Raw genomic sequence first — 22,387 nt, 5'->3', positions numbered from 1 at the left:
CCCCCCCCCCCCCCCCCCCCCCCCCCCACCCCCCCCCGCCCAGCCCTTAGAGCTAAACGCGCCCCCCCCCCCCCCCGCCCGCCGCCCCCCCCCCCCCCCCCCCCCCCCCCCCCCCCCCCCCCCCCCCCCCGACTCAGTGGTGCTCACGCGTAGCGCGGAACTGGATGTCTGGCCAGCGCTCTTCCATCAGCGCCAGGTTGACTCGGGTGGGCGCCAGGTAGGTCAGGTGGCCGCCACCGTCGATGGCCAGGTTTTCCACGGCCTTGTTCTGGAATTCCTCGAGCTTCTTCTTGTCGTCACAGGCGATCCAGCGGGCCGACCACACGGTGATCGGCTCGTAGGCGCACTCCACCTTGTATTCCTCCTTCAGGCGGCTGGCGACCACATCGAACTGCAGCACACCCACGGCGCCCAGAATGATGTCGTTACTGCGCTCAGGGAAGAACACCTGGGTCGCGCCCTCTTCGGCCAATTGCTGCAGGCCCTGACGCAGTTGCTTGGACTTCAGCGGATCTTTCAGGCGCACACGACGGAACAGTTCCGGCGCGAAGTGCGGAATGCCGGTGAAACCGAGCACCTCGCCCTCACTGAAGGTGTCGCCGATCTGGATGGTGCCGTGGTTGTGCAGGCCGATGATGTCGCCGGCGTACGCTTCTTCCAGTTGCTCGCGCTCGGAGGAGAAGAAGGTCAGTGCATCGCCGATGCGCAAATCCTTGCCCAGGCGCACATGACGCATCTTCATGCCCTTCTCGTACTTGCCCGAGCAAATGCGCATGAACGCGATACGGTCGCGGTGCTTGGGGTCCATGTTCGCCTGGATCTTGAACACGAAGCCGGTGAACTTCTCCTCCACAGGCTCCACGGTGCGCTCGTGGGCGACCCGTGCCAGTGGCCGTGGCGCCCAGTCGACCACGGCGTCGAGCACGTGATCGACGCCAAAGTTGCCCAGCGCGGTGCCGAAGAACACCGGGGTGAGTTGGCCGTTGATGAACTCGTCCTGGTTGAATTCGTGGCAGGCGCCCTGTACCAGCTCCAGTTGCTCCACGAACGAATCGTACTGATCGCCCAGGTGGGCGCGGGCTTCGTCCGAGTCCAGTTTCTCGATGATCTTGGCCTCGGTGCGCTCATGACCGTGCCCGGGGGTGTAGACCACGATGTAGTCGCCGGTCAGGTGATACACGCCTTTGAAATCGCGGTAGCAGCCAATCGGCCAGGTGATGGGCGCCGCCTTGATCTTCAGCACGGCCTCGATCTCGTCGAGCAGTTCGATCGGATCGCGGATGTCGCGGTCGAGTTTGTTGATGAAGCTGACGATCGGCGTGTCGCGCAGACGGCAGACGTCCATCAGGGCGATGGTCCGCGGCTCGACGCCCTTACCGCCGTCGAGCACCATCAGCGCCGAGTCCACCGCCGTCAGGGTGCGGTAGGTGTCTTCGGAGAAGTCTTCGTGGCCGGGGGTGTCGAGCAGGTTGACCATGTGCTCGCGGTACGGGAACTGCATCACCGAGGTGGTGATGGAGATGCCGCGCTGCTTCTCCATTTCCATCCAGTCGGAGGTGGCGTGGCGGTCGGACTTGCGCGACTTCACGGTACCGGCGACGGAAATGGCCTTGCCCATCAGCAACAGCTTCTCGGTGATGGTGGTCTTACCGGCGTCGGGGTGGGAAATGATTGCGAAAGTGCGGCGCTTCGCGACTTCGGCGGCCTGATGGGTCATGGGAAATCGCCTGAATGGGGATCGAAAAAGGGGCGATATCATACCTGAAGTCGCACGCCAGACCAAAGTGCGCTCGGCCGCAGGTCGCTGGAATGGTCCCGTATCGCTAAGAGATCAAAGGCGTGACGCCCAATCGCCCGCCAACCCGTCGATCGTAACTGGCGCGCGCCCCGGCAGATGCGCGACCAACTCCAGCCTGCCGCCCATGGCTTCCAGATAGGCGCGCAGGGTAGAGATCAGCATGTCATTGCGATTCTCCACCTTGGAAACGTTCCCCTGCCCCACCTCCAGACGAGCGGCCATCTCTTCCTGGGTAATCTCAAGCTGCTTACGAAGCGCTTGAAGCGTGACTTCTTCACGGATGAGCTCACGACCGCGTGTCTCTATCTTCGCTCTGCGCTCGGGGGACAGCTCGTTCATAAGCTCGACCAGTGTCTTGGACATGGTTTTCAACCTCTGGATAAATGCCGATCAAAGCGTTCGTCAGCGCGCTGAATCAGGTTCCGATAAAATCTCCGCTCCTGAACGCCCGACTTATCGCCCGCCACTAAAAGAAGCGCACGACGTGCTTTGTCGAAAGCGAATGCGACTCGCCAAACTCCGCCATCAGCGCTGAAGCGCAACGCTTTCATATTCGAATGCCTGGAACCTTTCAATGTGTCCACGCGAGGCCTTCCCAACGCTGGACCATAGAGTTGTAGAAGATAGAGCTGCGCCAAAAGCTCATCCTGAACCTCTCCACCCAAGTGCTCGAACTCACCTATGAATTCCGAACACATCACCACACACCACACGGCAAAAAATACCTCCAAGGGAATATTCTCTCAAGAGAATTATCAATCCGTCTCGTGAGAAAGACTGCCGCTGCAACTCGTTGCCCGATAGCAGGTAAATCAACGCCTTTCAGCAGGAAATCCACTGTTCTCCTGAAGGAAAAATCGACTAGACCAGTGATTAACACTGGCCAAACGCCTCTACCCATGGGAACCTTTGTCCCCCCGGAGACGTCCACTCCCCTGCAACCCGCTTCGGTTCCAGGGCTGGTTACACCAGCATCCACGAGCCTGACGGGGCTCGACTCATGGCGTGAACGCCCAGCTTGGCAGGCGCCGCGCTGCTACTCGCGAACACACCACCGCCACCTGCACGGGTCGGCCAAGAAGAAGTGTGCTCGCCGACGACAAAAAGGAGTCCACCTGTGGCGAAACGCTACGGAATAGGGCTGTTGGGATGGGCCACCGTGCTCGTCATCCTGGCCCTGCTGATCCACTGGATCGGCCTCGACACGATCGCGCGCTATCGCGACGATCTGACGTTCTACCTGCAAGCGCACCTAGAGTTGGTGCTGGCTTCGATGGCGGCGGCACTGGCCGTGGGCATCCCCGCCGGCATTGCCTTGAGTCGACCGCACCGGGTCGACAAAGCCGAGCGCTTCATGCAGTTCTTCAATATTGGCAACACCATCCCTCCCCTGGCCGTACTGGCCATCGCCCTCAGCGTTCTGGGCATCGGCGCAGGCCCTGCGATCTTCGCCCTGTTCCTCGCCTCCCTCCTGCCGATCGTGCGCAACACCTACGAAGGCCTCAAGAACGTCCCCGCCTCGCTCAAGGAAGCCGCCACCGGCATCGGCATGACTCCACGCCAGCAACTGTGGCAGGTCGAGTTGCCCAACGCCGTGCCGATCATCGTCGGCGGCGTGCGCGTAGCCCTGGCGCTCAATGTCGGCACCGCGCCACTGGCCTTCCTGATCGGCGCCAACAGCCTGGGCAGCCTGATCTTCCCCGGCATCGCCCTGAACAATCAGCCACAGCTACTGCTCGGCGCGGCCTGCACGGCCTTGCTGGCACTGCTGCTCGACGCGCTGGTGAGTGCCTCCAGCAAACGCTGGCTGGAACGCGGCCTGGCCCATTAAGAAGAGGCAATCCATGAAGAAAGCTATCGCCTTGCTCCTGGGCGCGGGCCTGCTGTTGGCAGGTGTTGCCCAGGCGGCGGAAAAACCCCTGATCCGCATCGGTGCGCGGGTCTTCACCGAGCAGACCGTGCTCGCCGAAATCACTGCCCAGTACCTGCGTGCCAACGGCTTCGACGTGCGCGTCACTGGCGGTCTGGGCAGCAGCCTGGCGCGCCAGGCCCAGGAAACCGGCCAACTGGACCTGATGTGGGAATACACCGGCGTGTCGCTGGTCTCCTACAACCACATTCAGGAACGCATGCCCAGCGCCGAGGCCACCTACGCCAAGGTCAAGGAACTGGACGCGAAGAAAGGCCTGGTCTGGCTCAAACCGTCCAAGTTCAGCAACACCTATGCCCTGGCCTTGCCCAGCGCGGTGGCCAAGGCCTATCCGCAGGTGCGCACCATCAGTCAGTTGAATCAGGTGCTGCAGGATGAACAGGCGCGTAAGCACCTGGTCGCCCTCGACACCGAGTTCGCCAATCGCCCGGATGGCCTGGACGGCCTCCAGCAGCGCTACGGCATGCAACTGGGCCGCGCCAACATCCGCCAGATGGACGCCGGGCTGGTGTACACCGCTCTGCGCAACGACCAGGTGTTCGCCGGCCTGGTCTACACCACCGACGGTCGCCTCAACGCCTTCGAGCTGACGCTGCTGGAGGACGACAAGCACTACTTCCCGGACTACACCGCCGGCCCCGTGGTTCGCAAGGCCGTGCTCGACGCCCATCCGCAACTGGCCGACCTGCTCGTGCCGCTGGCCGATGCCCTGGACGACGAAACCATGCGCCAGCTCAATGCCAAGGTCGATGTCCAGCACCAGAGCCCGTCCTCGGTCGCGGCCACCTTTCTGCGTGATCATGACCTGCACGAGGTGACCCCATGAGCCTGCTCGACACCTTCGCCCACCTCGACTGGGCATTGGTCCTGCAACTGACCTGGCAGCACATCATGCTGGTGGGCATCGCCGTGGGCCTGGCCATCGTCATCGGCGTGCCGCTGGGCGTCCTGATGACCCGCTTTCCGGTCCTGGCCGGGCCGCTGCAAGCCAGCGCCACGGTGCTGCTGACCATCCCCTCCATCGCCCTGTTCGGCCTGCTGCTGCCGTTCTACTCCAAATTCGGCCAGGGCCTGGGGCCGCTGCCGGCGATCACCGCCGTGTTCCTCTATTCGCTGCTGCCGATCCTGCGCAACACCTACCTGGCCCTGACCAACGTGGAACCCGGCATCCGCGAGGCCGCGCGCGGCATCGGCATGACCTTCGGCCAGCGCCTGCGCATGGTCGAATTGCCCATCGCCGTGCCGGTGATTCTCGCCGGCGTGCGTACCGCCGTGGTGATGAACATCGGCGTGATGACCATCGCCGCCACCATCGGTGCGGGGGGCCTGGGCGTACTCATCCTGACCTCCATCAGCCGCAGCGACATGTCGATGCTGCTGGTCGGCGCCGTGCTGGTCAGCCTGCTAGCGATCGTCGCCGACCTGCTTCTGCAAACCCTGCAACGTGCCCTGACTCCAGAAGGACTGCGCCCATGATCGAATTGAAGAACCTCAGCAAGACCTTCGACGTCAACGGCAAGGACGTCAAAGCCGTGGACTCGGTCAGCCTGACCGTCAACGAAGGCGAAATCTGCGTCTTCCTCGGTCCCTCGGGCTGCGGCAAGAGCACCACGCTGAAAATGATCAATCGCCTGATCACCCCGACCTCCGGCCAGGTCTTCATCAACGGCGAGGACACCAGCGGCCTCGACGAGGTCACCCTGCGCCGCCACATCGGTTATGTAATCCAGCAGATCGGCCTGTTCCCCAACATGACCATCGAGGAAAACATCACCGTGGTGCCGCGTCTGCTCGGCTGGGACAAGCAACGTTGCCACGACCGGGCGCGCGAGCTGATGAGCATGATCAAGCTCGAACCCAAGCAGTACCTGCAGCGCTACCCACGCGAGCTGTCCGGCGGGCAGCAGCAGCGGATCGGCGTGATCCGCGCCCTGGCGGCCGATGCGCCGGTGCTGTTGATGGACGAGCCGTTCGGTGCGGTCGACCCGATCAACCGCGAGATGATCCAGAACGAATTCTTCGAGATGCAGCGGGCGCTGAACAAGACCGTGATCATGGTCAGCCACGACATCGACGAAGCCATCAAGCTGGCCGACAAGATCGCCATCTTCCGCGCCGGCAAGCTGCTGCAACTGGACCATCCGGACACCCTGCTGGCGCATCCGGTGGACGACTTCGTCAGCAGCTTCGTCGGCCAGGACAGCACACTCAAGCGCCTGTTGCTGGTGCGCGCCGAGGATGCCGCGGACAACGCACCGTCGGTCAGCCCCGAGACGCCGGTGGCCGAAGCGCTGGAGTTGCTCGACGAGCACGACCGCCGCTATGTGGTGGTGACCGACGCGACGAACAAGGCCCTGGGCTACGTACGCCGCCGCGACATGCACCGCCAGCAGGGCACGTGCGCCGACTTCCTGCGTCAGTTCAACGCCACCGCCGCCCATGACGAGCACCTGCGCATCCTGCTGTCGCGCATGTACGAGTTCAACCGCGCCTGGCTGCCGGTGCTCGATGCCGAGCAGGTGTTCCTCGGCGAGGTCACCCAGGAGTCGATCGCGGCCTACCTGAGCTCGGGTCGCTCACGCGGTGCCAAGACCAGCATCGTCTCACCGGCCGAGGTTGCCGCCTCCTGAGCGGCAGCCCAGTCGATTTTCACTTCGGTAACAAAAAATTTATGGTCCCGGACGGGTACGGCCGTACCTGTTCCGGGTGGCCATAAATATGAACACTCGGGCCCGCCTGTCAGCGGACCGAGTGCCCTGTCTACCTCCGCCATGCCTGTAAGCAGGGCATCACCTGCAAAGGTGCCGACCCACTCCATTCCACAATTTTTTACGCCTGGATCGTCCACGGGAACATCAACCGGCCACAAGGGTCGTTAATTCCACCGGTTGCGCGTCGAACGGTGACGAACAGGCGCGGATCGCGGGTTGATTCCACCTTTCTCACGCCCTACAGTGCGCGCCGAACGTCCATGCTGGAAACGATCCATCCGGCTCAAGTACTGAGTAGGCGAACCAAAGTGGGGATACGGAGGACGTTCAGTTTGCAGCCACTTATTCTTTCAGTTTGCCCATGGAGTCCCTGAGTATGTCGATCCAGGTCGAAGACTATTTCGCACGCGACACCTTCCAGAAAATGAAGGCGTTCGCCGACAAGCAGGAAACCCCGTTCGTACTCATCGATACGCAGATGATCAGCCAGGCCTATGACGACCTGCGCGCGGGCTTCGAATTCGCCAAGGTCTACTACGCAGTCAAGGCCAACCCGGCCGTCGAGATCATCGACCTGCTCAAGGACAAGGGTTCGAACTTCGACATCGCCTCGATCTACGAACTGGACAAGGTGATGGAGCGCGGTGTCAGCGCCGATCGCATCAGCTACGGCAACACCATCAAGAAGTCCAAGGACATCCGCTATTTCTTTGAAAAGGGCGTGCGCCTCTACGCCACCGACTCCGAAGCCGACCTGCGCAACATCGCCAAGGCCGCGCCCGGCTCGAAGGTGTACGTGCGTATTCTCACCGAAGGCTCGACCACCGCCGACTGGCCGCTGTCGCGCAAGTTCGGCTGCCAGACCGACATGGCCATGGACCTGCTGATCCTGGCCCGCGACCTGGGCCTGGTGCCCTACGGCATCTCCTTCCACGTCGGCTCCCAGCAGCGCGACATCAGCGTATGGGATGCGGCCATCGCCAAGGTCAAGGTGATCTTCGAACGCCTGAAAGAAGAAGACGGCATCGAACTGAAGCTGATCAACATGGGCGGCGGCTTCCCGGCCAACTACATCACCCGCACCAACAGCCTGGAAACCTACGCCGAGGAAATCATCCGCTTCCTCAAGGAAGACTTCGGTGACGACCTGCCGGAAATCATCCTTGAGCCGGGCCGCTCGCTGATCGCCAACGCCGGCATCCTGGTCAGCGAAGTGGTGCTGGTGGCGCGCAAGTCGCGTACCGCCGTGGAGCGCTGGATCTACACCGACGTGGGCAAGTTCTCCGGCTTGATCGAAACCATGGACGAAGCCATCAAGTTCCCGATCTGGACCGAGAAGAAAGGCGAGACCGAGGAAGTGGTGATCGCCGGCCCGACCTGCGACAGCGCCGACATCATGTACGAGAACTACAAGTACGGCCTGCCGCTGAACCTGGCCATCGGCGACCGCCTGTACTGGCTGTCCACAGGCGCCTACACCACCAGCTACAGCGCAGTGGAATTCAACGGTTTCCCACCGCTGAAGGCGTACTACCTGTAATCAGGTCCGGGGCCGCCTGGCGGCCCCGATCTCACCCCTCGCAGCGCTCGATCGCCTCGGCGTAGCGCGCCGCAAAGCTGGTCAGTGTCGGCCCGGCGTCCTGCAAGGTCGCCAGCGCACTGCGCAGGAAGTCCACAGGCCCCTGCTGTCGCGCCTGCTCGAACCACTGCGCCGCCTCGCTCATCTGCCCGCGTGACGCCAACACCAGCGCCAGACTGAACATGCCGCGAAAATCTCCCGCTTCGGCCGCCCGCCGATACCAGCGCGCCGCCCGCAACGGACTCGCCGTGATCGCGATGCCCTGTTCCAGATAACGCCCGTACAGGTTCATCGACTTGGCATGGCCCATCTGCGCGGCCTTCTCATAGCAGGTCAGTGCCAGCCCCTGATCGGCGGGCAAGCCACGTCCGGTCGCCAACAGATTGCCCAAGTTGTACAGGCCCCAGCCTGAGCCCGCATCGGCGGCCTGGGCATAGTGGATCGCGGCCTGGCTCAGCGCCACCTCGCCGCCCCAGCCATGCTCCAGGCAGCGGCCCAGCAGATTGTGCGCCTTGGCATTGCCGGCCTGGGCTGCCACCGCCAGCCAATGGCGGGCCAGACGCTCGTCCTGCTCAATGCCGCGCCCGTCCAGCAGGATCTGCCCCAGCAGCGCCTGCGCCTCGACCACGCCCTGCCCGGCGGCGGCGAGAATCGCCTTGGCGGCTTGGCCAGGTTGATGGTCGAGCATCGACGCCAACTGATCGGCATCGAAGCGTTCCGAGGTGGAGGCAAGCATGGGACGGTGACCTGTGAAATCGCAAAAGGCCTCCATCATAGGGAGTCGGTTTCAGTGCGGGCAAGGATGGCGGGACGAGCGCACGGTTCGATCACTCGCAGAAGGCACGTGTACCGGCTCGCAAATGCTAACCAATCTCAATTGTTACTCTCCCTCGCTTGCATTAGAATCCCAGCGCCGCGCTGGCAGCCCTGCCCTAAACACCTCCGCCACTAAGCGCCACCCTCTGGAATTCAAGGTAATCGAAGTGCTGAAGAAGTCGCTGTTCCAATTGCACTGGTTCTTCGGCATCAGTGCCGGCCTGGTCCTGGCACTGATGGGTATCACCGGGGCGATCTGGTCGTTCCAGGAAGAACTGCTGCGCTTTTTCAACCCTGAGGTGTTGAAGGTCGAGGTGCGTCGCGAAGGCGTTCTACCACTGCCGGAACTGGTGCGCCGCGCCGAGGCCGCCCAGCACGACAAGGTGGCCATGCTCTGGGTCGACACCCGCAGCGACGAGGCCGCCCGGCTGTTCTTCACGCCGCCCCCAGGCGAGCGCCGCGGCGAACTGCGCTATGCCGATCCCTACACCGGTGAACTGCTCGGCGCCGTGGCCGGTCAGGACTTCTTCAACCTCATGCTGCAACTGCACCGGTTCCTGGCCATGGGCGACAGCGGCCGACAGATCACCGGCGCCTGCACCCTGCTGTTGATCTTCTTCTGCCTGTCCGGCCTGTACCTGCGCTGGCCACGGCGGGCACGGGACTGGCGGGTGTGGCTGACCTTCGACTGGGCGCGCAAAGGTCGGGCGTTCAACTGGGATCTGCACGCCGTCGCCGGCACCTGGTGCTTGGTGTTCTATCTGCTGTTCGCCCTGACCGGCCTGTTCTGGTCCTACGAGTGGTACCGCGAGGGGCTGAACAGGCTGTTGGCCGACCCGCCTGCTGCCGGGCAGTCGACACTGTCGCGCAGCGAGCGCCGCGCACGGGCCGTGGCACCGCCCGACAAGCACGCAGCACCTTTGGTGGTGGATTATCCGGCCCTGTGGTCTACCCTTCAGGCCGCGGCCGGACCGGGTCTGGTCTCCTACAACCTGCGCCTGCCCGCCACCGGTGGCCAACCCGCCAACGTCTTCTACATGCTGGACAACGCCGCACATCCGCGCGCCTACAACACGCTGGCACTGGATCCGGCCACCGGCGAGGTGAGCAGCCACGAGCGTTACACCGACAAGTCGTTCAAGGCGCAACTGCTGCAGAGCGTCTATGCCCTGCATGTGGGTGAATACTTCGGCTTGACCGGACGCATCCTGCTCACCCTCGCCAGCCTGAGCATGCCGCTGTTCTTCGTCACCGGCTGGCTGCTGTATCTGGATCGACGCCGCAAACAGCGTCAGGTGCGTGCCGCTCGGGGCTCGGTGGACCACGTCAGCGACGGCGAAGGCGGTTGGCTGATCGCCTTCGCCAGCCAGAGCGGCCTGGCCGAACAACTGGCCTGGCAAAGCGCCGGGCAATTGCAGGCCGCGGGCGTGGCGGTTCAGGTGCGCAGCCTCGCCCAGCTCGACCAGGCGCAACTGAGCCAGTCCTTGCGCGTGCTGTTCGTGGTCAGCACCTTCGGCGAAGGCCAGGCACCGGACAGCGCCCGTGGCTTCGAGCGCAACGTGCTGGGTCAGGCCCTGGACCTGAGCCACCTCAGCTACGCCGTGCTCGCGCTGGGCGATCGTCAGTACCCGCATTTCTGTGGTTTCGCCCGACGCCTGCACGCCTGGTTGGGTGAGCGCGGGGCGACCTCAGCGTTCAGCCCGGTGGAAGTCGATAACGCCGACGCCGGTGCGTTGCAGCACTGGCAACAGGCGCTGAGCGCGCTGACCGGTGCCGCGGCCGTCACCCCCTGGCAGGCGCCGGACTATGGCAACTGGCGCCTGATCCGACGACAGTTGCTCAATCCCGGCAGCCAGGGTGCACCGGTGTTCCTGCTGGGCCTGAGCCCCGAACAACCGAGCACGTGGGAGGCCGGTGATCTGGTGGAGATACTGCCTCGTCATGGCCAGGTACGGATCGACGCGTTCTTGGCGGGGCTGGGCCTGGAGGCCGCGCAGCCGGTGCACCTCGACGGACTGTCGCAGCCACTGGGACAAGCGCTGGCCAGTCGTCAGTTGCCGGGCAGCCGCGAACACCTGGTCGGGCTGCATGCCCAGGCGCTGATCGATGCACTGATCCCGCTCGGCACACGCGAGTACTCCATCGCCTCCATCGCCAGCGACGGCGTGCTGGACTTGATCGTACGCCAGGAGCGGCATCCCGACGGCAGTCTGGGGCTGGGCTCCGGCTGGCTGACCGAGTTCCTGCCACTGGACGGCCCTGTGCGTCTGCGGGTACGCCGCAACAGCAGCTTCCACTTGCCTGCGGGGCCGGCACCGCTGGTGCTGATCGGCAACGGTACTGGCCTGGCGGGCCTGCGCAGCTTGCTCAAGGCGCGCATCGCCGCCGGGGAGCGGCACAACTGGCTGTTTTTCGGCGAGCGTAATCGAGCCTGCGACCTGCTCTGCGGCGAGCAGCTGCACGCTTGGCTGGACAGCGGCGATCTGGCTCGGCTGGACCTGGCCTTTTCACGGGATCAGGCGGAAAGGATCTACGTGCAGGATGTACTGCTGCAGCAGGCCGAGACGCTGCGCCGTTGGGTCGATGACGGTGCGAGCCTGTACGTGTGCGGCAGCCTTCAGGGCATGGCGACGGGCGTGGATGCGGCGCTCAGGGGGATTTTCGGTGAGGATGGGGTGGAGCACCTGATCGAAGAGGGCCGCTACCGGCGGGATGTGTATTGACCTCCCATCGGTGGCGGCCAGACCCTCTGGCCGCAGGGCTCAGTGGATATCGAAGGTGTCGGCATCCAGGTTCGCCGGGAACCGCGCACGGTAGGCGGCCAGGTCCACGGCATTGAGCGCCACATGGAAGACACCATCGGCTTCGGCTGCGCCCAGCAGGCTCTCGCCCTGGAAATCCAGCACCTGACTGTCCCCCGAGTAGGCAAAGCCCTTGCCGTCGGTGCCCACCCGATTCACCGCCGCCACATAGCACAGGTTCTCGATCGCCCGCGCGGGCAGCAGACGGTTCCAGTGCTGGCGGCGCGCTGCCGGCCAGTTGGCGGTGTACAACAGCAGGTCGGTGTCGTGCGGGTCGCGGCTCCACACCGGGAAGCGCAGGTCGTAGCAAATCAGCGGACGCACGCGCCACCCCTTGAGCTCGAACTGCACCTGCCGCTCGCCCGGCGTGTAGTGCTGGTGCTCGCCAGCCATGCGGAACAGGTGGCGCTTGTCGTAGTGCAGCACCTCGCCATCGGGGCGCGCCCACAGCAGGCGGTTGCGGTGGCTGCCGTCAGCCGCACGAATGATCACGCTGCCGGTGATCACCGCGTCGAGCTTCTTCGCCTGGGCCTTCAGCCATTTACAGGTGGGCCCCTGCTCCGGCTCGGCGAGGCGCTCGGAATCCATGGTGAAACCGGTGGTGAACATCTCCGGCAGGATCACCAGGTCCGCCCCTCGGGCTTGCTCCAGCAGCACCTCGAAATGTGCGTGGTTGCCTTCACGGTCATGCCAGGCCAGGTGAGTCTGCACCAGGGCCAGGTTCAGGTTGGGCAGTTGGCTCAGATCGCGCATAGCTTTTCCGCTGCCTGACGCAGCGTCTCCTCACGTTTGGCGAAGCACAGGCGCACCAGGCGCTGCGCGGGGATGGGTTGCTGGTAGAACACCGACACCGGAATGCTCGCCACGCCGTGCTCGCGGGTCAGCCACAGCGCCATCTGCACGTCATCGAGGTCGGGACGGATCGCCGAGTAGTCCACCAGTTGGAAATAGGTGCCCGCCGCGCGGGTGAACCTGAAGCGCGAGGTGTGCAACAGGTCGCAGAACAGATCGCGTTTGGCCTGGTAGAAACCCGGCAGTTCGTCCACATGGGCCGGGAGTTCGGCCATGAAGTCGGCCAGCGCCCACTGCAGGGGGGTCACGCCACAGAAGTTGACGTACTGGTGCACCTTGCGCAGCTCCGCGCTCAGTGCCGGCGGCGCGACCACGTAGCCGGTTTTCCACCCCGTGACGTGATAGGTCTTGCCGAACGAGCTGACCACGAAGGCCCGCGCGTACAACGCCTCGTGGGCCAGCACGCTGGCATGCTGCACCCCGTCATAGACCAGGTGCTCGTAGACTTCGTCGCTGAGCAGGTACAGATTGCGCCCGGCGATCAGCGCCGCCAACTGGTCGAGGTCTTCGCGGGTAATCAGCGCGCCGCTGGGGTTGTGCGGGGAGTTGAGCACCACCAGGCGCGTGCGGGGTGTCAATGCATCGCTGAACGCTTGCCAGTCGATACGAAAATCGCCATCGCTCAGTTGCAGATGCACGCAGCGACCGCCAGCCAGTGCCACGGCGGGTGCGTAGCTGTCGTAGCAGGGATCGAAGACGATTACCTCGTCACCGGGCTGAATCACTGCCTGGATGGCGCAGAAGATAGCCTCGGTGGCACCGGGGGTAATGGTGATTTCCTGCTCGGCGTCCACCTGAACGCCATACAGGCGGGCAATCTTCGCCGCGACCTGTTCGCGCAGTACAGGCAGGCCGGTCATGGGTGCGTATTGGTTGTGGCCGGCGCTCACATGCCGCGAGACCGCTTCGAGCAGCGCGGGCGGTGCGTCGAAATCGGGAAAACCCTGGGAAAGGTTGAGCGCGCCGGTCTGGGCGGCGAGCTGGGACATGCGGGTAAAGATGGTCGTGCCGACGTTCGGCAGTTTGCTGCGGATCATGGAGCCCTCTTTCCTGCGGACTGAGGGGGGATAAGCTACAAGCTCTGAGCGGCAAGCGACAAGTGCGAAGGAGCGGCGGTTCGCCGCTCCTACTTGCGGTCAGCGCTTGTCTTTGCGCTTCTTCTCGGCCTTCTTGTGGTGCGACATCAGGCGGCGCTTCTTGTTGACCTGACGGTCGGTGAGGGTGTTCTTGTTGCCCTCGTAGGGGTTTTCGCCGCCTTTGTACTCGATACGGATCGGCGTGCCGACCAGCTTGAGGACACGGCGGTAGGTGTTTTCCAGGTAACGCGAGTAGGAACGCGGAATCTTGTCGGTCTGGTTGCCATGGATCACGATCAGCGGCGGGTTGGCGCCACCGAGGTGGGCATAGCGCAGCTTGATGCGGCGACCGTTGACCAGCGGCGGCTGGTGCTCGCTGACGGCGTCCTCGAGAATCTGCGTCAGGCGGCTGGTCGGCCAGCGGGTGACGGCCGACTTGAACGCGGCTTGCACCGACTTGTACAGGTTGCCAACGCCCGTGCCGTGCAGCGCGGAGATGAAGTGGATATCGGCGAAATCGACGAAGAACAACCGGCGCTCCAGCTCGGTCTTCACGTAGTCGCGCTCGCCCGACTCCATGCCATCCCACTTGTTCAGGGCGATGACGATGGCCCGGCCGGCTTCGAGGGCGAAGCCCAGCAGGTTGAGGTCGTGGTCGACCACACCTTCACGGGCGTCCATGACGAACACCACCACGTTGGCGTCCTTGATCGCCTGCAGCGTCTTGACCACCGAGAACTTCTCGACTTCCTCGTGGATCTTGCCACGCTTGCGCACGCCCGCGGTGTCGATGAAGGTGTACTTCTCGCCATCGCGCTCGAACGGAATGTAGATGCTGTCGCGCGTGGTGCCCGGCTGGTCGTACACCACCACCCGCTCTTCACCGAGCATGCGGTTGACCAGCGTGGACTTGCCGACGTTGGGACGGCCGATGATGGCGATCTTGATGCCATCCTTCTCGCTCGGCCCCGGAATGCGCACCGCCTCTTCGCCCTCGGCGACCTCAGCGTCCAGCGCCTCTTCGACCTGGTCGCGCGGGATGTGGCCCAGCACAGCTTCCATCAGGCCATTGATGCCGCGCCCTTGGGAGCCGGCCACCGGGATGGCGTTGCCCATGCCCAGTGGCGAGAACTCGGCGCGGGCGACGTCGGCGTCGATGTTGTCGATCTTGTTGGCGACCAGGATCGCTTCCTTGTTCCGCTTGCGCAGATGCTCGGCGATCATCTGGTCGGCGGCGGTCATGCCGGCACGGGCATCGACCAGGAACAGGACATAGTCGGCTTCTTCGATGGCCATCAGCGATTGCGCGGCCATTTTCTCGTCCATGCCCACTTCGTCGCCGGTGATACCGCCGGTGTCGATGAGAATGTAGGAGCAACCCTGCCAGCTGGCGTCGCCGTACTGGCGGTCACGGGTCAGGCCCGAGAGGTCGCCGACGATGGCATCGCGGGTCTTGGTCAGGCGGTTGAACAGGGTGGATTTGCCGACGTTCGGCCGTCCCACCAGGGCAATTACGGGAACCATGCGGCTCTCCACTCTGAATTCTTGAAAATGCAAAGGCCGCTGCAAGGCAGCGGCCGGAGTTCGGGCGGCGCGTCCTGCGCCGCAGCCTGAAACCGAGGTCGGTTCCAAGCATAGCTTCAGCGGATGGTCAGTGCCTCGAGCTTGCCGCTGTTGCCATAGACGTAGATGGTGTTGCCCACCACCAGCGGACGGGCACGCAGGCCGTCGCTGTCGATGCGCTCACGGCCGACGAAGCGACCGTCGACCTGGCTGAGCAGGTGCAGGTAACCCTCGAAGTCGCCCACCGCCACGTAGCTGGAGAACACCTCCGGCGCGGACAGTTGGCGACGGGCCAGGGAGTCGTTGCTCCACAGGGCCGACGACGAGCGCTCGTCGATGCTCTCGACGGTGCCGGACGCCTCGCTGACGTACACGTTGCCCAGGCCCTGGGCGACGCCCACGTAGCTGGAGGCATCGCGCTGCCACAGGACACGACCGCTTTCCAGGTCCAGGCCAGCGACGCGGCCCTGGTAGCTGCTGACGTAGAGCACACCGCCGGACAGCTGCAGGCCGCCGTCGATGTCCACCACGCGTTCCAGTTCCGAACGACCTTGCGGGATGGCGACGCGCGCCTCCCACACCGGTACGCCGTTCTGGGTATCGACTGCGACCACCTTGCCGGTGGACAGACCTGCCACGGCCATGCGATTGGTCACGATCGGCGCGCCGGTGCCACGCAACGTCAGCACCGCAGGCGAGCTTTCGTAGATCCAGCGACGGTCGCCGGTGTTGAAGTCCAGGCCGACCAGACGATCGTCCTGGGTCTGCACCACCACCACGTCACCGTTGGTGGCCGGCGGAGCCAGCACCTCGCTGGTCACGCGCGAGCGCCAGCGCTCTTCGCCGGTGCTGGCATCCAGAGCGATGACTTCACCTTTGAGGGTGCCCATCATCACCAGGCCGTAGCCCACGCCGACAGCACCGGACACCGGCACTTCCAGGTCCTTGTCCCAGATCACGTCACCGTTGAGGCGGTTCAGTGCGTAGACCTTGCCATTGACGTCGGCCGCGTAGATACGGTCGTTCTCGATGGCCGGCACCAGGAGGTTGTACTTTTCCCCCTGACCGTCACCGATCGAACGGCTCCACTGCTTGGTCAGCACCACCTCTTCGGTGAACTTGGTCAGTTCGGCCGGGGGCAGTTCCTTCTTGCTGTTGCTGCTGCAACCCGCGGCCAGGACGGCCAGGGCGAGCACTGCTGCTTGTTTCCAACCGGTCACTTCACGCGTCCCCTTTGGCCAGGTCATCGAGCTTCAGTTGCAAACCACCGATCGCGGCGTCGTCAGACAGCGCGGCCTTGGCTTTTTCGTAGGCACCATGGGCATCGTCGGTACGGCCCAATTGCACCAGCAGATCGCCTTTGAGCTCCTCGCGACTGGCCTGGTAGGCCTTCTCGGCGTTGCCGTCGAGCAACTTGAGTGCCTCTTCGGCTTTGTTCTGCGCCGCGAGCACGCGCGCCAGACGCTGACGGGCGAGCTCGCCCAGGGTCGCGTCGGCGGGTTTATTCACCACGCCCTTGAGTTCTGCGGCAGCGTCGTCGAGCTTGCCGCTCTCCACGGCCACTTTCGCCACGAACAGGCTGCCGTACTGGGCGTAGGCGGTACCGCCGTACTCGCTCTTGAGCTTGCCGGACAACTCGGCCACCTTGGTCGCATCCGGCTTGCCGTCAGCCGACAAGGCCGTTTCGATCAACGCCTGATAGACCATCGAAGCGCCCTGCGACTGGTTGTTCTGGTACTTGTGCCAGGCCTGCCAGCCCATCACCACCGCCGCGGCGAGCAAAGCACCGGTCAGCAGCGGCTTGCCGTTGCGGTTCCACCAGTCCTTGGCTGCGACCAGGCCTTCATCATCGGTACTCGACACCCCAATACTCCTTTTCAGCAATTCGGCTGTATGACCGCTTCACGCCTGCGCGAGAGCAGCTTGCAGGTGCTCGGCCAGAGCATCCCAGGCAATGTTCTGTTGTTCGCCCTGGCCACGCAGGGGTTTGAAACCTACCACTTGTTGCGCCAGTTCGTCGTCCCCCAGGATCAGGGCGAACAGCGCCCCGCTGCGGTCGGCCTTCTTGAACTGGTTCTTGAAATTGCCACCGCCGGCGTTGACGGCAAGGCGCAGTGCCGGCAAGCGATCGCGCAGTTGCTCGCTGAGCGCCAGCCCCGCCAGCTCGGCCTGCTCGCCGAAGGCGCACAGGTAGACGTCCAGCGTGCGCGCAATCGACTCGGGCACCTGACCCAGGGTTTCGATCAGCAGCAGCAGGCGTTCGATGCCCATGGCGAAACCCACGCCAGCGGTAGGCTTGCCGCCCATCTGCTCGACCAGGCCATCGTAACGGCCACCCGCGCAGACCGTGCCCTGGGCGCCGAGCTTGTCGGTGACCCACTCGAAGACGGTCTTGCTGTAGTAATCCAGGCCACGCACCAGCTTGGTGTTGATCACGAACGGGATACCGGCGGCGTCCAGGCGCGCCTTCACGCCTTCGAAATGCACGCGCGACTCTTCGTCCAGGTAATCCTCCAGCTTCGGCGCACCGACCAGCGCGGCCTGGGTGCCCTCGTGCTTGCTGTCGAGGATACGCAGCGGATTGCTCTTAAGGCGGCGCTGGCTGTCTTCGTCCAGCTGGTCGAGGCGCTCGGAGAGAAACTCGACCAGTGCCTCGCGATAGCGCCCGCGCGCTTCGCTGGTGCCCAGGCTGTTGAGTTCGAGGGTGACGGCATCCTGAATGCCCAGGCGCGCCCACAGGCGCCAGGTCAGCATGATCAGCTCGGCATCGATGTCGGGACCGGCCAGGTTGAACACCTCGACGCCGATCTGGTGGAACTGGCGATAGCGCCCCAGTTGCGGGCGCTCGTGGCGGAACATGGGCCCGACATACCAGAGTTTCTGAACCTGGCCGTTGCCGATGATGCCGTGCTCAAGCACTGCACGCACACATGCGGCAGTGCCTTCCGGACGCAAGGTCAGCGAGTCCTTGTTGTCCTGGAAGGTGTACATTTCCTTTTCGACGATATCGGTGACTTCACCGATCGAACGCTTGAACAGTTCGGTGAACTCGACGATCGGCGTGCGGATCTGGCTGTAGCCGTAGGTGTCCAGCAAGCTGGCCACGGTGCCTTCGAAGTAGCGCCACAGCGGCGATTGCTCGGGCAGGATGTCGTTCATGCCACGAATGGCTTGCAGCGATTTGCTCACGAAAAGTCCTTACGAATCTGTGTATCAGCCGCGGGCGATCAGCGCCGCGTCGGCCTCGACCTTTTCGGCCGCTTTCTGGCGGATAAGCTTTTCCAGCTCATCGACCAGGTTGTCGTTGGTCAGCTTCTGTGCCGGCTTGCCATCGATGTACACCAGGTTGGGCGTGCCACCGGTCAGGCCGACATGGGATTCCTTGGCTTCGCCCGGTCCGTTGACCACACAGCCGATCACCGCGACGTCCAGCGGCACCAGCAGGTCTTCCAGGCGCCCTTCCAACTCGTTCATGGTCTTGACCACATCGAAATTCTGCCGCGAGCAGCTCGGGCAGGCGATGAAGTTAATGCCACGCGAGCGCAGGTGCAGCGACTTCAGAATGTCGTAGCCGACCTTCACTTCCTCGACCGGATCGGCCGCCAGCGAAATGCGGATGGTATCGCCGATGCCTTCGGCGAGCAGCATACCGAGGCCGACGGCGGATTTCACCGTTCCGGAACGCAGTCCTCCCGCTTCGGTGATGCCCAGGTGCAGGGGCTGCACGATCTGCTTGGCCAGCAGGCGATAGGCTTCGACGGCCATGAACACGTCGGAGGCCTTCACGCTGACCTTGAAGTCATGGAAATCCAGGCGGTCGAGGTGCTCGACATGGCGCAGCGCCGACTCGACCAGCGCGGCTGGGGTCGGCTCGCCGTACTTCTTCTGCAGGTCTTTTTCCAGGGAGCCGGCGTTGACACCGATGCGGATCGGAATACCACGATCGCGAGCAGCATCGACCACCGCGCGCACTCGGTCTTCACGGCCGATGTTGCCCGGGTTGATGCGCAGGCAGTCGACGCCGAGCTCGGCGACGCGCAGCGCGATCTTGTAGTCGAAGTGGATATCGGCGACCAGCGGGACGCTCACCTGCTGCTTGATCTTGCCGAAGGCTTCGGCGGCGTCCATGTCGGGCACCGACACGCGGACGATATCGACACCGGCATCCACCAAACGCTGGATCTGCGCCACGGTGGCGGCCACATCGTTGGTGTCGGTGTTGGTCATGCTCTGTACCGCGACGGGAGCATCGCCGCCCACCGGCACATTGCCGACCCAGATTTTGCGGGATTCGCGACGTTTGATCGGGGATTCACCGTGCATGACTTACTGTCCCAACTTCAGGCGAGCGGTCTCGCCACTGGTGAACGGGGCGACATCGACAGGCTGGCCGTTGTAGCTGACCTGGGCGCCACGGGCAAAGCCCAGGCGCACGGCGAACGGCGGCTTGCCTGCCAGTTCGAGGCTATCGCCCTTGCGCTTGATGGCGCTAAATAGCACCTTGCCATTTCCGTCGGTGACCTGGGTCCAGCAGTCGGCGACGAACTGGATGGCAACCTTGCCCTCCCCTGCGATCGGCGCGGCAGGCTCGCTGGCAGCGGGCGCAGCAGGGGTGGTCGAAGGCGCGGTGGTGGTCGTGGCAGCCGGCGCATGCGGCTGGGCTGGGTTCTGCGCAACCGGCGCAGTGGGCGCGACCGCGGACGCGGACTGTTCAGGTGCCTGGGCGGCGGTTTCGTCTTCGCCCTGCGCTGCCGTGTCCTGCCCCAGCGGCAGCGGCGCGCTTTCGGGCTGCTGGCCAGCGCTCACGGCCTGGTCTTCGGGCTCATCGAGGGTGTGGATCTGGGTGGTGCCGTCGGCGCTTTCGACCTCGACATGCTCCAGGGCGATCTTGCTCAGGTCCTTGCCATGCTGGCCGCTCTGGTCCTGCCACCAGAAGAAGCCACCGCCGACTACCACCACCAGCAGCAGCAGGCTGACGCCGCGCAGAATGTTGTGCGACAAGCGTACCGGCTCCTCGATACGACCCAGCGAATGCACTTCGCTGCCTTTGGCATGGGTGCCGGTCACACGATCGAAGGCCTCGACCAACGGGGCCTGATCCATGTCCATCAGTTTGGCGTAGGCGCGAATGTAGCCGCGGGCGAAGGTATGCCCGGGAAGCTTATCGAAGGCACCGGTTTCCAGGTAATTCAGCGAGGTGACGGTCAGGTTCAGCCTACGGGCGACCTCGGCTTGCGACCAGTTCCGGTGCTCGCGCGCCTGGCGCAGGACGTCACCGGGATGCTGCTCAAGCGCTGCTGCTGATTCGGGGTGCGCGGCGTTCATCGTTGCTCCGACAGGTATTGCTGATATTCCGGCGTACCGGGATAAAGTCGTTGTAGTGTGCGGCCCAGTTCGTCAGCGGTACCGTGCTCTTCGACGATTCGCGCCAGACGACTGCCCAACAGCAGGCTACGGGCATCATGCTGGCCCTGCTGGCTGAAACGTTCGTAGTAATCCCAGGCCGGCACATAATGCCTGTTTTCGTAGGACAACTCAGCCATTTCCAGTAGCGCCCGCGGTTGTCGCTGATCGAGGCGCAGGGCTTTTTCCAGAAAGGCCTGTGCTTGCTCGGCGCGGCCTTGCCTGAGCGCGGTCAGGCCCAGGTTCTCGTACACGCGCGAGCGCTCAGGATACAGGGTATCGGCGGCGGCTTGGCGAAACATCTGCTCGGCCTGGCGAAAATGCCCTTGAGCATAGAGGAAACTGCCGTAGTTGTTGCGAATGCGCGCATCGTTCGAGCGCTGCGCCAGGGCGTGACGAAAATGCTCATCCGCCAGTTCCGGCTCGCCTTGAGCCTGGAACACCAGGGCCAAGGCCGCATGGGCATCGGCGTCACGCGGGTCCAACTCGAGCGCGCGCGCCAACGGCACCTTGGCCTGCTCGCTCATGCCCTGCTGCAGATAGCCCAGGCCCAACTGCACGTAGGCACGCCCCGCCTCTGCCCGACCCTGCTCGCTGGACAGCGGATGGCCGCTGCCGCCGGACACGCAGCCAGCCAGCAACAGCAGTGACAGGATCGACAGCGCGGCGCGCAGGGTCATGGGCGGCGGTGTCCGTCAGAGGCGCACGGCGCTGTCTGCCGACTCGCTACCGTCGGCGCTGAGCTGGCGCACGGCAATGTAGCGCTCGCTGCGGCGGGTGCGGTCCATGACCTGACCGACCAACTGGCCGCACGCCGCGTCGATGTCTTCACCACGGGTGGTCCGGGTGGTGACGTTGAAGCCACCGTGGTGCAGCAGGTCCTGGAAGCGACGGATCGCATTGTTGCTGGGCCGCTCGTAGCCGGAGTGCGGGAACGGGTTGAACGGGATCAGGTTGATCTTGCACGGCACGTCGCGCAGCAGCTCGATCATCTGCGCGGCGTGTTCGGGCTGGTCGTTGACATCCTTGAGCAGGGTGTACTCGACCGTCAGCACGCGTTTGCCGCCGAGCGTGGCCATGTAGCCCAGGCAAGACTCGAGCAGTACCTTGAGCGGGTACTTCTTGTTGATCGGCACCAGCTTGTTGCGCAGTTCGTCGTTCGGCGCGTGCAGCGACAGCGCCAGCGACACGTCGATGTGCTTGGCCAGTTCGTCGATCATCGGCACCACGCCCGAGGTGGACAGGGTGACGCGACGCTTGGAGATGCCATAGCCCAGATCGTCCATCATGATCTTCATGGCGGCGATGACATTGTCGAAATTGAGTAGCGGCTCGCCCATGCCCATCATCACCACGTTGGTGATGGCGCGGTCGATCTTGGCCGGGACGGTGCCGAAGGATTTGTTCGCAAGCCATACCTGGCCGATGACTTCGGCGGCGGTCAGGTTGCTGTTGAAGCCTTGCTTGCCGGTGGAGCAGAAACTGCAGTCCAGGGCGCAGCCGGCTTGCGACGAGACGCAGAGCGTGCCGCGGTCGTCGGTGGGAATGTAGACGGTCTCGACGCAGCTGCCGGAGGCAACGCGCACGACCCATTTGCGGGTCCCGTCGGCAGAAATGTCTTCACTGACCACTTCCGGAGGTCGAATCTCGGCAATGGCCTCGAGCTTTTCGCGCAAGGCCTTGCCGACGTTGGTCATGTCCGCGAAATCGGACACGCCAAAATGGTGAATCCATTTCATCACCTGACCGGCACGGAAGCGCTTCTCCCCGATCGAGTCGAAGAACTGTTCCATTTCCGGCAGGGTCAGCCCCAACAGGTTGATTTTGCCAGTAGATGTCGTCATGGATTCACCCTCAC

General features: G+C 64.0%; 20 protein-coding genes. 6 read left to right on the top strand and 14 right to left on the bottom strand.

The window, feature by feature from the left end; genetic code table 11:
- Positions 1 to 133: 133 nt before the first annotated feature.
- From Q6A47_RS15925 to Q6A47_RS15915, 3 genes are all read right to left on the bottom strand, one after another.
- A complete protein-coding gene (locus Q6A47_RS15925; protein WP_039575533.1) occupies positions 134 to 1,717 on the bottom strand; it encodes a peptide chain release factor 3 in 1,584 nt (527 codons plus the stop codon).
- Positions 1,718 to 1,831: 114 nt separating this feature from the next.
- Complete coding sequence (locus Q6A47_RS15920; protein WP_029613629.1) at positions 1,832 to 2,161, bottom strand: helix-turn-helix domain-containing protein; 330 nt, start codon at positions 2,159 to 2,161, stop codon at positions 1,832 to 1,834.
- Between the two features lie 5 nt (positions 2,162 to 2,166).
- The gene (locus Q6A47_RS15915; protein WP_304484765.1) at positions 2,167 to 2,496 is read right to left on the bottom strand and encodes a type II toxin-antitoxin system RelE/ParE family toxin; all 330 of its coding nucleotides are present in this window, start codon (positions 2,494 to 2,496) and stop codon (positions 2,167 to 2,169) included.
- A 419-nt stretch (positions 2,497 to 2,915) separates the two neighbouring features.
- On the opposite strand from Q6A47_RS15915, the gene Q6A47_RS15910 reads away from it, so the two are divergent.
- The 5 genes from Q6A47_RS15910 (at position 2,916) to Q6A47_RS15890 (ending at position 7,979) form a co-directional block, all read left to right on the top strand.
- Positions 2,916 to 3,629, top strand: a complete 714-nt coding sequence (locus Q6A47_RS15910; RefSeq protein WP_304484764.1) for an ABC transporter permease — start codon at positions 2,916 to 2,918, stop codon at positions 3,627 to 3,629.
- A 13-nt stretch (positions 3,630 to 3,642) separates the two neighbouring features.
- Positions 3,643 to 4,554: a glycine betaine ABC transporter substrate-binding protein gene (locus Q6A47_RS15905; protein ID WP_029613631.1), complete on the top strand. Its 912-nt coding sequence runs from the start codon at positions 3,643 to 3,645 to the stop codon at positions 4,552 to 4,554.
- Positions 4,551 to 5,204: an ABC transporter permease gene (locus Q6A47_RS15900; RefSeq protein ID WP_029613632.1), complete on the top strand. Its 654-nt coding sequence runs from the start codon at positions 4,551 to 4,553 to the stop codon at positions 5,202 to 5,204. Before Q6A47_RS15905 ends, Q6A47_RS15900 begins: the two co-directional genes overlap by 4 nt.
- Positions 5,201 to 6,358 (top strand): osmoprotectant ABC transporter ATP-binding protein OsmV, encoded by a 1,158-nt coding sequence (locus tag Q6A47_RS15895; RefSeq protein WP_039575526.1) that lies wholly within the window; start codon positions 5,201 to 5,203, stop codon positions 6,356 to 6,358. Before Q6A47_RS15900 ends, Q6A47_RS15895 begins: the two co-directional genes overlap by 4 nt.
- 457 nt (positions 6,359 to 6,815) lie before the next feature.
- Positions 6,816 to 7,979 (top strand): type III PLP-dependent enzyme, encoded by a 1,164-nt coding sequence (locus Q6A47_RS15890; RefSeq protein ID WP_039575523.1) that lies wholly within the window; start codon positions 6,816 to 6,818, stop codon positions 7,977 to 7,979.
- A 31-nt stretch (positions 7,980 to 8,010) separates the two neighbouring features.
- On the opposite strand, the gene Q6A47_RS15885 is transcribed toward Q6A47_RS15890, so the two are convergent.
- The gene (locus Q6A47_RS15885; RefSeq protein ID WP_304484763.1) at positions 8,011 to 8,754 is read right to left on the bottom strand and encodes a tetratricopeptide repeat protein; all 744 of its coding nucleotides are present in this window, start codon (positions 8,752 to 8,754) and stop codon (positions 8,011 to 8,013) included.
- Between the two features lie 247 nt (positions 8,755 to 9,001).
- Here Q6A47_RS15885 and Q6A47_RS15880 point away from each other — a divergent pair, with 247 nt between their 5' ends.
- The gene (locus tag Q6A47_RS15880) at positions 9,002 to 11,557 is read left to right on the top strand and encodes a PepSY domain-containing protein (RefSeq protein WP_304484762.1); all 2,556 of its coding nucleotides are present in this window, start codon (positions 9,002 to 9,004) and stop codon (positions 11,555 to 11,557) included.
- A 39-nt stretch (positions 11,558 to 11,596) separates the two neighbouring features.
- Here the strand turns inward: Q6A47_RS15880 and Q6A47_RS15875 are convergent, their stop codons facing one another.
- The 10 genes from Q6A47_RS15875 to rlmN all read right to left on the bottom strand — a co-directional run bounded on the left by Q6A47_RS15875 (position 11,597) and on the right by rlmN (position 22,373).
- Positions 11,597 to 12,388, bottom strand: coding sequence for an amidohydrolase (locus Q6A47_RS15875; protein ID WP_295484447.1), 792 nt, complete (start codon positions 12,386 to 12,388; stop codon positions 11,597 to 11,599).
- On the bottom strand, positions 12,376 to 13,524 hold the full coding sequence (locus Q6A47_RS15870; protein WP_304484761.1) for a pyridoxal phosphate-dependent aminotransferase: 1,149 nt from the start codon (positions 13,522 to 13,524) through the stop codon (positions 12,376 to 12,378). Before Q6A47_RS15870 ends, Q6A47_RS15875 begins: the two co-directional genes overlap by 13 nt.
- A 99-nt stretch (positions 13,525 to 13,623) precedes the next feature.
- On the bottom strand, positions 13,624 to 15,087 hold the full coding sequence (gene der / locus Q6A47_RS15865; protein ID WP_304484760.1) for a ribosome biogenesis GTPase Der: 1,464 nt from the start codon (positions 15,085 to 15,087) through the stop codon (positions 13,624 to 13,626).
- Between the two features lie 116 nt (positions 15,088 to 15,203).
- Positions 15,204 to 16,346: an outer membrane protein assembly factor BamB gene (gene bamB, locus Q6A47_RS15860; protein ID WP_039583053.1), complete on the bottom strand. Its 1,143-nt coding sequence runs from the start codon at positions 16,344 to 16,346 to the stop codon at positions 15,204 to 15,206.
- Position 16,347: 1 nt separating this feature from the next.
- Positions 16,348 to 16,989: a tetratricopeptide repeat protein gene (locus tag Q6A47_RS15855; RefSeq protein ID WP_304484759.1), complete on the bottom strand. Its 642-nt coding sequence runs from the start codon at positions 16,987 to 16,989 to the stop codon at positions 16,348 to 16,350.
- 39 nt (positions 16,990 to 17,028) lie between these two features.
- On the bottom strand, positions 17,029 to 18,315 hold the full coding sequence (gene hisS, locus Q6A47_RS15850; protein ID WP_029613649.1) for a histidine--tRNA ligase: 1,287 nt from the start codon (positions 18,313 to 18,315) through the stop codon (positions 17,029 to 17,031).
- Between the two features lie 24 nt (positions 18,316 to 18,339).
- Positions 18,340 to 19,449 (bottom strand): flavodoxin-dependent (E)-4-hydroxy-3-methylbut-2-enyl-diphosphate synthase, encoded by a 1,110-nt coding sequence (ispG, locus tag Q6A47_RS15845; protein WP_304484758.1) that lies wholly within the window; start codon positions 19,447 to 19,449, stop codon positions 18,340 to 18,342.
- A gap of 3 nt (positions 19,450 to 19,452) precedes the next feature.
- A complete protein-coding gene (locus Q6A47_RS15840; RefSeq protein ID WP_039575500.1) occupies positions 19,453 to 20,451 on the bottom strand; it encodes a RodZ domain-containing protein in 999 nt (332 codons plus the stop codon).
- On the bottom strand, positions 20,448 to 21,209 hold the full coding sequence (gene pilW / locus Q6A47_RS15835) for a type IV pilus biogenesis/stability protein PilW (protein WP_039575498.1): 762 nt from the start codon (positions 21,207 to 21,209) through the stop codon (positions 20,448 to 20,450). Before pilW ends, Q6A47_RS15840 begins: the two co-directional genes overlap by 4 nt.
- A gap of 15 nt (positions 21,210 to 21,224) precedes the next feature.
- The gene (gene rlmN / locus Q6A47_RS15830; protein ID WP_304484757.1) at positions 21,225 to 22,373 is read right to left on the bottom strand and encodes a dual-specificity RNA methyltransferase RlmN; all 1,149 of its coding nucleotides are present in this window, start codon (positions 22,371 to 22,373) and stop codon (positions 21,225 to 21,227) included.
- Positions 22,374 to 22,387: the final 14 nt, after the last annotated feature.

The organism is Pseudomonas boreofloridensis (genome assembly GCF_030580795.1).
GTDB lineage: Bacteria > Pseudomonadota > Gammaproteobacteria > Pseudomonadales > Pseudomonadaceae > Aquipseudomonas > Aquipseudomonas boreofloridensis.
This window is presented reverse-complemented; position numbering and strand designations above follow the sequence as displayed.

Coding starts and splice junctions, on each gene's coding strand:
- Q6A47_RS15925 (WP_039575533.1), bottom strand. CDS start 1,717: ATGACCCATCAGGCCGCCGAAGTCGCGAAGCGCCGCACTTTCGCAATC.
- Q6A47_RS15920 (WP_029613629.1), bottom strand. CDS start 2,161: ATGTCCAAGACACTGGTCGAGCTTATGAACGAGCTGTCCCCCGAGCGC.
- Q6A47_RS15915 (WP_304484765.1), bottom strand. CDS start 2,496: ATGTGTTCGGAATTCATAGGTGAGTTCGAGCACTTGGGTGGAGAGGTT.
- Q6A47_RS15905 (WP_029613631.1), top strand. CDS start 3,643: ATGAAGAAAGCTATCGCCTTGCTCCTGGGCGCGGGCCTGCTGTTGGCA.
- Q6A47_RS15900 (WP_029613632.1), top strand. CDS start 4,551: ATGAGCCTGCTCGACACCTTCGCCCACCTCGACTGGGCATTGGTCCTG.
- Q6A47_RS15895 (WP_039575526.1), top strand. CDS start 5,201: ATGATCGAATTGAAGAACCTCAGCAAGACCTTCGACGTCAACGGCAAG.
- Q6A47_RS15890 (WP_039575523.1), top strand. CDS start 6,816: ATGTCGATCCAGGTCGAAGACTATTTCGCACGCGACACCTTCCAGAAA.
- Q6A47_RS15885 (WP_304484763.1), bottom strand. CDS start 8,754: ATGCTTGCCTCCACCTCGGAACGCTTCGATGCCGATCAGTTGGCGTCG.
- Q6A47_RS15875 (WP_295484447.1), bottom strand. CDS start 12,388: ATGCGCGATCTGAGCCAACTGCCCAACCTGAACCTGGCCCTGGTGCAG.
- Q6A47_RS15870 (WP_304484761.1), bottom strand. CDS start 13,524: ATGATCCGCAGCAAACTGCCGAACGTCGGCACGACCATCTTTACCCGC.
- der (WP_304484760.1), bottom strand. CDS start 15,087: ATGGTTCCCGTAATTGCCCTGGTGGGACGGCCGAACGTCGGCAAATCC.
- ispG (WP_304484758.1), bottom strand. CDS start 19,449: ATGCACGGTGAATCCCCGATCAAACGTCGCGAATCCCGCAAAATCTGG.
- Q6A47_RS15840 (WP_039575500.1), bottom strand. CDS start 20,451: ATGAACGCCGCGCACCCCGAATCAGCAGCAGCGCTTGAGCAGCATCCC.
- pilW (WP_039575498.1), bottom strand. CDS start 21,209: ATGACCCTGCGCGCCGCGCTGTCGATCCTGTCACTGCTGTTGCTGGCT.
- rlmN (WP_304484757.1), bottom strand. CDS start 22,373: ATGACGACATCTACTGGCAAAATCAACCTGTTGGGGCTGACCCTGCCG.